This is a genomic window from Kitasatospora sp. NPDC093558 (assembly GCF_040683475.1).
In the GTDB taxonomy this organism is placed as follows: Bacteria; Actinomycetota; Actinomycetes; order Streptomycetales; family Streptomycetaceae; genus Kitasatospora.
In genome coordinates, this window is record NZ_JBFBDY010000263.1 from 1 (window position 1) to 8890 (window position 8890).

The following is an 8890-nucleotide window of genomic DNA, read 5'->3' on the forward strand; positions in this document are numbered from 1 at the left end:
AGGCCCGCGACGGCCTCGGCCAGCAGCGTCTTGGCCTTGCGGAGGTCGCCGAGGAACAGCCGGCCCTCCCCCACCATGCCGGCGAGGTCGGCGCGGGCCTCCTCGGTGCCGGGCAGGCCGTCGAGTTCGGCGAAGGCCCGGGCGGCGGCCTCAGCGGCCTCCTCGGCGAGGCCCCGGCGCCCGCAGGCGCGGGAGATGCGGGCGAGCTGGCGGGCCCGGCCGGGGGCGCCGAGCGCGTGGCCGTGCGCGTCGAGGGCGGTGGTGAGCGCGGCGACGGCGTCCAGACCGCGCCCGCCGGCGCCCTGGGTGGCGAGCACGACGAGGCCGCCGAGGACGAAGACGCCGAGCCGGGCGTCGCCGCTGACGTGGGCGGCGCGCAGCGCGGCGACGAAGGCCCGCTGGGCGGCGGCGTCGTGGCCGAGGTCGTAGGCGGCCCAGCCGGCCAGCCGGGCGAGCCGGCTGGCCTGGCCGTAGAGGTCGCGGCCGAGCCGTTCGTCGTAGGCGCCGAGCTCCAGGAGCTTGGCCACCATGGCGAGTTCGGCGCGGGCCGGGCCGAGGACGAGGCCGCCGCCGCACGAGCGTTCCAGCCGTTGCTTGCTGCGGTAGGAGAGGCCGAGTTCGCCGACGAGTCCGGGGTCGACGCGCAGGGCGCCCTCGCCGCCGCCGACCGGCGGGGGCGGGGAGGAGAGCCGCTCCGCGGCCTGGTCGAGGTCGGCGCTGCGGAAGAAGTCGGTGAGGCGGACGGGCCCGGCGTCGGTGGCCGCCTCGCGCAGGGCGGTCTGGGCGGTGTCGGCGGTCCACGGGTCGGTGAGCAGCCGGGGCGAGAGGATCTTGGCGCCGCGGTGGCCGCCCATGCGGCCCCAGAGCTGCTCGTAGGTGACGGCCATGCCGAGGGTGCGGCTGAGCACCTCGCACACGGTCTGGTCGTGCGGGCTGCGCGGCACCATGCCCCGGTCGCGCCACTTGTAGGGGGCGGTGGAGCTGATCGCCAGGCCGGGCGGCAGGGCGAGGCTCACCTCGCGGGCGAGCCGCTCCGGACTCCAGCCGAGCTGGTGCAGTATCCGGGCCAGTTCCTCGTTCCGCCTTCGCTCCAGATCGGCCATGGCACGACGGTAGCGGTCCTTCCGGGTCCCGTGCCGGTGGCATGCACAGACGAGTGGCGTACGGCGGGGCGCGCACGGGAGGCGAGCACGGCCGGCAACGGCCGAGGGCCGCTTCCCGATCGGGAAGCGGCCCTCAACTTCTGTGGAGCTATGGGGAATTGAACCCCAGACCTCTTGCATGCCATGCAAGCGCTCTACCAACTGAGCTATAGCCCCTTGACCTGCGATGTCACCGGGGTTTCCGTCCGGCTTCCCTCGGCGACATCGACTACTTTACACGGTCACCCGTGTGCTCCCCTAATCCGTTTCCGCCGCGGGCCCCGGGCCGGGCGGATGACGGCACGTCCGCGAGACACCGGGCCCACAACGCACGAAGGCCGCCACCCGATGCGGGTGGCGGCCTCTCGCCGACTGTGGAGCTATGGGGAATTGAACCCCAGACCTCTTGCATGCCATGCAAGCGCTCTACCAACTGAGCTATAGCCCCGCGACACGTGGGGCCCCGGCTTGGCCGGAACCACTGGTGCGGAGTGGAGCTATGGGGAATTGAACCCCAGACCTCTTGCATGCCATGCAAGCGCTCTACCAACTGAGCTATAGCCCCGCAGTCACCGGATCTCCCGCTTCCCTTCCGGGCCGCGTTCCTTCCCTGCGAACGAGGAAGACTCTAGCTGGTCAGGCCCGGAACTGCGAAATCCGCCCCTGCGGTCCCCCTCCGGGGCCCGCGCTCCCACTCCACACCCCGCCGCCGACACTCAGGTGTCGTCGCCGATGACCGGCTGCGGGAGCGTGCCCGCGTTGTGCTCCAGCAGGCGCCAGCCGCGCGCGCCCCGGCCCAGCACCGACCAGCAGCAGTTGGACAGCCCGCCGAAGCACTCCCAGAGCGGCGGCTCCAGACCGAGCAGGCGCCCGAGCATCGTGCGGATCGTCCCGCCGTGGCTGACCACGACCAGCGTCCCGCTCTCCGGCAGCTTGTCGACGGCCTCCAGCACGACGGGCACCGAGCGGTCCGCGACCTCGCTGGACAGCTCGCCGCCGCCGCGCCGCACCGGCTCCCCGGCCGCCCAGGCCGCGTACTCCTCGGGGTAGCGGGCCCGGATCTCGGCGTTGGTCAGCCCCTGCCAGGAGCCCGCGTACGTCTCCCGCAGGCCCTCGTGGTGCTGCACGTCGAGCCCGGTGATCCTGGCGAGCTCGTCGGCGGTGCGCTTGGCCCGCTTGAGGTCGGAGGAGATCAGCAGGTCGGGGCGGAGCCCGGAGAGCAGCCGGGCGGCGCGCTGCGCCTGCAGCACGCCGTGGCCGGTCAGCTCGATGTCGGTCGTGCCCTGGAATCGCGATTCGAGGTTCCAGGAGGTCTGGCCGTGGCGCCAGAAGACGATGCGCGGGCCCCGCGCGTCGCGGCTCAGAACTGCTCCTCGGGCTTGCCGAAGTCGTCGGCCGGGGCGACGGCGTTGCCGGCCTGGTCGGTGTGGGCGTCCGGACGGTTGCGCGAGGCGAGGGCGTCCTCGGGCAGCGGCAGCTCGGGGCAGTCCTTCCAGAGCCGGTCCAGCGAGTAGAAGGAGCGCTCCTCGGAGTGCTGGACGTGCACGACGATGTCCAGGTAGTCGAGGAGGATCCAGCGGCCCTCGCGCTCGCCCTCGCGGCGCACCGGCTTGATGTCCAGCTGCTCGCGCAGCTGGTCCTCGATCTCCTCGGCGATGGAGCGGACCTGGCGGTCGTTGTTCGCGGAGGCGATCAGGAAGGCGTCGGTGATCGACAGCACCTCGCTGACGTCGAACGCGATGATGTTGTGCGCCAGCTTGTCGGCCGCCGCCTGCGCGGCGACGGTGATGAGCTGCTGGCTGTGGTCGGTGACGGTCACGGTGTTCTTCCGGCTCGGCGGCTTGGGGGCTGCCCCGACGCACCGCCGGGACCGCCTTCCAGGATCTCACGCCGCCCGGGCGGCCCCCGAACCGCTTTTTTTCGGTGCGCGGAGGCTTCCCGGTGGTGGGGGCCGGGCCGCCCGGCCCCCACGCACCGCCGGCGGTCCGGCTACTGCGTCTTCGGCGCCTGGTAGTCCTTGCCGAGGACGACGACCAGGTCGGCGTTCTGGGCGTCCGCGACCTTCTTCGCCGCCGTTTCCGGCAGCCCGAGGCTGGTCGCCAGCGACTTCGCGGCGGCCTGCCGGGCGTCGTCGGTGTAGCGGATCTCACTGGTCGCCTGCGGCGCGCCCTTGGCGCCGCCGGGGATGAAGGTCAGGCCCGCGTTCACGATCTGGACCTGCGCGGCGGCGGCCGCCTGGTCGTTGCCGCTGGAGTCCTGGATCGACACGCGCGCCGGGGCGTCGCCCGCGACGGCGGACTTCACGGTGCCGCCGAGCACGTCCTTGACCTGCTTGCCCGCGGTGGCCTCGTCCAGCGAGCCGTCCGGCTTGACGGTCAGCGTGGCCGTGCCGAAGTGGCTGTCCTTGGCCTGCTGGGCGAGCTGCGCCAGCACCCCGGCGAGGGCGTCCTCGGGCAGCGACGGGTCGAGCACCGCGTTCATCCGGTGCACGTCGTCCTTGGCCTCGTTGAAGTCGGTCGGCATGGTGCGCACGACGGCGTCCATGACCTGCCCGAACCGGGCGAGCTGGGCGTCGCGGTTCTCCCCCGCCGCCTGGAGGGTGGCGTAGGCGACCGCGGCCTTGCCGTTGAGCAGGGTGTTCTTGCCGGCCGCGGCGAGCAGGGCGCCGTCCGGCTTGCCGCCGTCGTGGGTCTCGGCGTTGGTGTCCACCCGGACCCCGCCGAGCTGGTTGACCAGCAGTTCCAGGTAGGGGGTGTCCAGCCGCCAGGTGCCGGCCACGGGGGCGCCGAGCACGGTGGCCAGGCCGTCGCGGGTGGCGGCGGCGCCCATGGAGGGGTCGAGCGCCTGGCCGATGGAGGCGACCGCCGGGTCCCCGGGGCCGGGCAGCCGCAGGGTGTCGGGGAGCAGCAGCACGGTGCCCTTGCTCCCGGCCGCGTCGTTGACGAGCAGCGCGCTGGAGACCTTGCCCTGGAGGTCGCGCAGGTGCACGACGTTGACCTGGCGCTTGCCGGCCGCCTTGGCGGCGGTCTGCTTGTTGTCGCCGGTGAGGAACAGGTAGCCGCCGACGCCGCCCGCGGCGAGGGCGACGACCGCCCCGAGGGCGATCAGCCGGTTGCGCAGCCGCCGGCGGCGCTCGGCGCGCACCTCGCTGCGGGACTCGGCGAACTTGAGCCAGTCGATGACGTCCTCGGTCTCCTCCGCCTCCTCGTCGACGAAGGTGAACTCACCGGTGGCATAGGCGTCCTTGGGTTCCTTGGCGCCCCTGGGGGTGCGGCTGCCGCCGACCATCTCGGACGGCTGCGCGGGCTTGGCCGGCGCGGCCTCGGCGGGCCTGGGCGTGCGCGGGCGCGGCGGCACGGGCGCGACGGCGGGCGCCGGGGCGAGGGGCTCGGGCGCGGCGGGGGCCATCGGGGCGGCCGCCCCGGCCTGCGGCCCGGCCGCCGGGTACGCCTGCTGCTGGTACCCGTCGTAGCCGTCATGGCCGTACGGCTGCGGCTCCTGGTACCCGTAGCCGCCCTGCTGGTACGCCTGCACGGGCTGCCCGTACTGGTCGTACTGCCCGGGGGCGTGCGCCGACTGCTGCCCGTACTGGTCGTACCCGTCGTACTGCTGCGGTGCGTGCGCGGGGTCCTGCTGGTACGCCTGGTACGGCTGCTGCTGGTACTGCCCCTGGTAGCCGCCGTACGGGTCCTGCCCGTACGCGGGCGCGGCCGGCACCGGCTGCCCGTACTGGTCGTACTGCTGGGGGGCCTGCACCGGCTGCTGCCCGTACGGCTGGTACTGCGGGTACTGCCCGGTCGACCAGTCCTCCGGACGCTGCCCCGCGTCGCCGCCGCTGCGATCAGTCACGCATACGCTCCTGGTCAGGTCCCGTGCGGCGCGTACAGCGCCCGCTTGTCGATGTAGCGGACCACGCCGTCCGGCACGAGGTACCAGACCGGCTCGCCCTTGGCGACCCGGTTGCGGCAGTCCGTGGAGGAGATGGCCAGCGCGGGGACCTCCACCAGGGAGACCCCGCCCACCGGGAGTCCGGCGTCCGACAGAGTGTGCCCCGGCCGGGTGCACCCGATGAAGTGGGCGAGCGAGAAGAGTTCGTCGGAGTCGCGCCAGGAGAGGATCTGGGCGAGCGCGTCGGCGCCGGTGATGAAGAAGAGGTCGGCGTCGGGGTGCTGCGCGTGCAGGTCGCGCAGGGTGTCGACGGTGTACGTCGGGCCCTCGCGGTCGATGTCGATCCGGCTGACCGAGAACTGCGGGTTCTCGGCGGTGGCGATGACCGTCATCAGGTAGCGGTCCTCGGCCGGGGTGACCTGGCGGTCGCTCTTCTGCCACGGCTGCCCGGTCGGCACGAAGATCACCTCGTCCAGGTGGAACGCGCTCGCCACCTCACTGGCGGCGACCAGGTGGCCGTGGTGGATCGGGTCGAAGGTGCCGCCCATCACGCCGAGGCGCTTCTTCACCGGTTCCGGTCCGCCGGGAATCCCGGCCTGCTCTCCCATGGCGAGACACCTTACGCGACGCCCGTTGCGGTGCGGGAACACCCGTGTGGGGGCCGCCGGCGGGTCCGGCCCGCACCCGCGTAAGGGCCCGGACATGCGTGAGGGAGCGGCCGGCCGGTGTGCCGGACGCTCCCCGAGCGGCCCCGGGCCGGCTCAGCGGTCCCGGTTGAAGCGAGTCGTCACGAAGAGCAGGAGCAGCAGGACGAACAGGGCGGCGCCACCCGTGAGGTACGGGTTGAGGCTGTCGTGGTTGCCCCCCTCGCCATCGGCGAGCAGGTTCAGGACGGGCAGTGCGGCGGCGTTCATGGTCGGCTGGACCTTCTCGGCTCGGAGGACGGACCTGGGGGGTGCTGGCGGGCCGGTGAGGGCCCACCCGTCATCGTACGGGGGGTGACGCGGCAACCGCTCGGCGGCCCACCGCCGCTGACCGGACGTGAGCGAACGGCGCCACCGCGCCGATGGACAAAGCCTTAGTTGCCGCGGAAGGCGCGGGCCATGATCCAGATCAGCAGCCCGACCCCGACGAACGACGCGATGATGATGATCCGCAGGAACAGGCCCGGGCCGGGCTCGTCCGAGATCGGCGTGGCCAGGCTGACAAGGGCGTCGGTGGACATCTGCGGGGCTCCTCGGACTGCTCGGTTACCGCGGCCGGGTCCGGTCTCGGTTCTCCAGGGCCCTCAGGGTAAACCGGCCTCACACCCGCGCCCGCCACCGGCCCCTTCGGCGCGGCCCGGCCCGCGCGTACGCTGGCCCCGGGGACGAGTACGCAACCGCGGACGTTGCACAGGCAGTCGTTACAGGCGAAGACCAGCGGGGGCCGGCCACCGGCCGGGGCCGCCGTCGACCAGGAGGGTACTCAACCATGACCGACACCACCGCGAAGACCCCGAGCCGGCGCCGCCAGCGCTTCCCCGAGATCTCCACCCGGGCCTGGGAGCACCCCGCCGACCGCTCCGCCCTGGTCGCGCTGCGCCGGCTGACCGGCTTCGACGACGTCCTCAAGAAGCTCGCCGGCCTGGTGTCGGAGCGGGCGATCCGGCTGATGTTCCTGGCCACCGCCGTGAAGACCTCCGAGCGGCAGTTCCCCGAGCTGTACGACATGGTGCGCGACGCCGCCTACGTGCTCGACCTGGAGAAGGTCCCGGACCTCTACGTCACCCAGGACCCGGCGGTCAACGCGTACACGATCGGCATCGACACCCCGATCATCGTGATCACCAGCGGGCTCGTCGAGCTGCTGGACGAGGAGGAGCTGCGCTCGGTCATCGGCCACGAGGTCGGCCACGCGATGTCCGGCCACGCCGTCTACCGGACGATGCTGCTGATCCTCACCAACATCGCCACCCGGATCGCCTGGGTGCCGCTCGGCAACCTGGCGATCATGGCGATCGTCACCGCGCTCAAGGAGTGGTTCCGCAAGGCCGAGCTGTCCAGCGACCGGGCCGGCCTGCTGGCCGGGCAGGACCTCCAGGCCTCCATGCGGGCCCTGATGAAGCTGGCCGGCGGGCACAACCTGGCCGAGATGAACGTGGACGCGTTCCTGGAGCAGGCCGAGGAGTACGAGAAGGCCGGCGACCTGCGCGACGGCGTGCTCAAGCTGCTCCAGGTGCTGCCGCAGAGCCACCCGTTCGCCGTGGTGCGGGTCGCCGCGCTGAAGAAGTGGGCCGAGAGCGACGAGTACCGCTCGATCCTGGCCGGCGCCTACCCGCGCCGCGGCGACGACCCGGACACCTCGGTCACCGAGCAGTGGAAGGCCGCCGCCGACCACTACACGACGTCCGTCAAGGAGAGCAAGGACCCGCTGATGGGCCTGATCCGCGACGTGGCCGGCGGCGCCGCGACCGTGGGCGGCAAGATCCGCGACACCTTCACGGGCGCGGGCACGCGCTCCGGTTCCGCGCCCAAGGACGGCGACGAGTCGTAACAACCACACCACCGCCGACGGCCGGTGAGCCCCGCCCGGGGCCGCCGGCCGTCGTCGTTCCGGAAAGCCCCGGCACCGATCGGCTACCGATCAGCTCCCGGCCAGCACCCCGCACACCTGCCACGCCGGGTGCGCGTGGTTGCCCGGGTCGAGCGCCGCCGGCCCCGGGACCTGGGTGCCCTGCGGGGTCGCGAGCACCGGCTGCAGGAAGCCCGCCATCGACGTCGTGCACGGCTCCGGCCCGGCCTGCACCACCGCGTCGACCAGCCGCAGCTGCGCCGCGCCGAGGTCGATCCGGTCGAACTGGAAGGTCAGCTCACGGCGCACGGTCTCCAGCGTCACCGGCGCACCGGCCGGGGCTCCGGCCTGCCGGAGCGCGTACACGAAGGTGTGGTCGGTGGTGATCTGCAGCGTGCCGCTGTCCGCCTCGTCGACCCGCATCGCGCCGATCACCTTCACGGTGTCGGTCGCCAGCGCCACCTGCGCCGGGTCGAAGCGGACCACCCAGCCGGTCACCGCGTGGTGCCGGTCGTCGACGGGCTGTGCCACGCTCGCGTCGAACTGCGCCTGCTCGCCGGGCGTCACGAAGGCCCGCACGTCGGCGGTGGCGCCCTGGACGAGCGCGGTCGGCGCCAGCGAGGAGGCGACCAGGTAACGCTGCACGGTGTCGAGCGCCTTGCTCACCTCGACCCGGCTGAAATGCTCGGTGGACGCTCCGGCGGGGGTGTTCAGCCCGATCGTCCCGTCCCCGTACCCGGCCGCCAGCGCGGCGAACGGATTCGCCGGGTCGGCGACCGGCCGCACCGCCGAAGCCGGGCTCAACGCGACCAGACTGACGGTCAGTTGGCTGCCCTCGGGACGCGCGGAGGTACCCTTCGGCGAGCTGACCCCGAAGTACACGGCGGCCGCGAAGGCCATCAGGATGAGCAGCAGCAGCGCGAGCGCCTGGCGGGGCACGGTGCCGAACGGGCCGAGCCGCACCTTGGGCCGGGTGGCCCGGCCGAAGGAGCCGGCCAGCCGCTCCCGGGCGGACAGCTCCTGGATCCGGGCAGCCCGCACGAACGATTCGTCGAAGACGACGGACCGGTACTCGTCCTCGTTTCCGGACCCACCGTCGGGCGTACCCTCCGGAGGCTCTCGCGGGTCACCCACACCACCAGGGTAGGCGCACCCCCGCTCCGTCACGAGGGTGCTCACGCAGATTCCCGGGAACGCTGCGTGACCGCCCGCCCCGGGCGCACGACCCGCGCGGGCTCAGCCGGCCGGCGCCGTGACCACCAGCGACGGCTCGGCGGGCGGGGCCGGTACGGGCGTCGGGTCGACCC

General features: G+C 73.2%; 9 protein-coding genes and 3 tRNA genes. 1 reads left to right on the forward strand and 11 read right to left on the reverse strand.

What is annotated here, in order from left to right:
- From AB0O00_RS22575 to AB0O00_RS22620, 10 genes are all read right to left on the reverse strand, one after another.
- Positions 1-1103 (reverse strand): hypothetical protein (locus AB0O00_RS22575; RefSeq protein ID WP_363654476.1); only part of this gene is annotated, 1103 nt, incomplete at its 3' end.
- A gap of 143 nt (positions 1104-1246) precedes the next feature.
- Positions 1247-1319 (reverse strand) — tRNA-Ala (locus tag AB0O00_RS22580).
- 198 nt (positions 1320-1517) lie between these two features.
- Positions 1518-1590 (reverse strand) — tRNA-Ala (locus AB0O00_RS22585).
- A 44-nt stretch (positions 1591-1634) separates the two neighbouring features.
- Positions 1635-1707, reverse strand: a tRNA-Ala gene (locus AB0O00_RS22590).
- Between the two features lie 151 nt (positions 1708-1858).
- Positions 1859-2506, reverse strand: coding sequence for a histidine phosphatase family protein (locus AB0O00_RS22595; RefSeq protein ID WP_363654492.1), 648 nt, complete (start codon positions 2504-2506; stop codon positions 1859-1861).
- Positions 2503-2961, reverse strand: coding sequence for a ribosome silencing factor (rsfS, locus tag AB0O00_RS22600; RefSeq protein WP_363654478.1), 459 nt, complete (start codon positions 2959-2961; stop codon positions 2503-2505). The genes AB0O00_RS22595 and rsfS overlap by 4 nt, the downstream gene beginning before the upstream one ends.
- Before the next feature lie 170 nt (positions 2962-3131).
- Positions 3132-4991: a LytR C-terminal domain-containing protein gene (locus AB0O00_RS22605; protein ID WP_363654480.1), complete on the reverse strand. Its 1860-nt coding sequence runs from the start codon at positions 4989-4991 to the stop codon at positions 3132-3134.
- 14 nt (positions 4992-5005) lie between these two features.
- Positions 5006-5638, reverse strand: a complete 633-nt coding sequence (gene nadD / locus AB0O00_RS22610) for a nicotinate-nucleotide adenylyltransferase (RefSeq protein ID WP_363654482.1) — start codon at positions 5636-5638, stop codon at positions 5006-5008.
- A gap of 153 nt (positions 5639-5791) precedes the next feature.
- On the reverse strand, positions 5792-5944 hold the full coding sequence (locus tag AB0O00_RS22615; protein WP_363654484.1) for a hypothetical protein: 153 nt from the start codon (positions 5942-5944) through the stop codon (positions 5792-5794).
- A 164-nt stretch (positions 5945-6108) separates the two neighbouring features.
- Positions 6109-6255, reverse strand: coding sequence for a hypothetical protein (locus tag AB0O00_RS22620; RefSeq protein WP_363654486.1), 147 nt, complete (start codon positions 6253-6255; stop codon positions 6109-6111).
- Between the two features lie 248 nt (positions 6256-6503).
- Between AB0O00_RS22620 and AB0O00_RS22625 the strand changes: the two genes are divergently transcribed.
- Positions 6504-7565, forward strand: coding sequence for a M48 family metallopeptidase (locus AB0O00_RS22625; protein ID WP_363654488.1), 1062 nt, complete (start codon positions 6504-6506; stop codon positions 7563-7565).
- Between the two features lie 90 nt (positions 7566-7655).
- Here AB0O00_RS22625 and AB0O00_RS22630 read toward each other — a convergent pair whose 3' ends face one another.
- Positions 7656-8717 (reverse strand): hypothetical protein, encoded by a 1062-nt coding sequence (locus tag AB0O00_RS22630; RefSeq protein ID WP_363654490.1) that lies wholly within the window; start codon positions 8715-8717, stop codon positions 7656-7658.
- Positions 8718-8890: the final 173 nt, after the last annotated feature.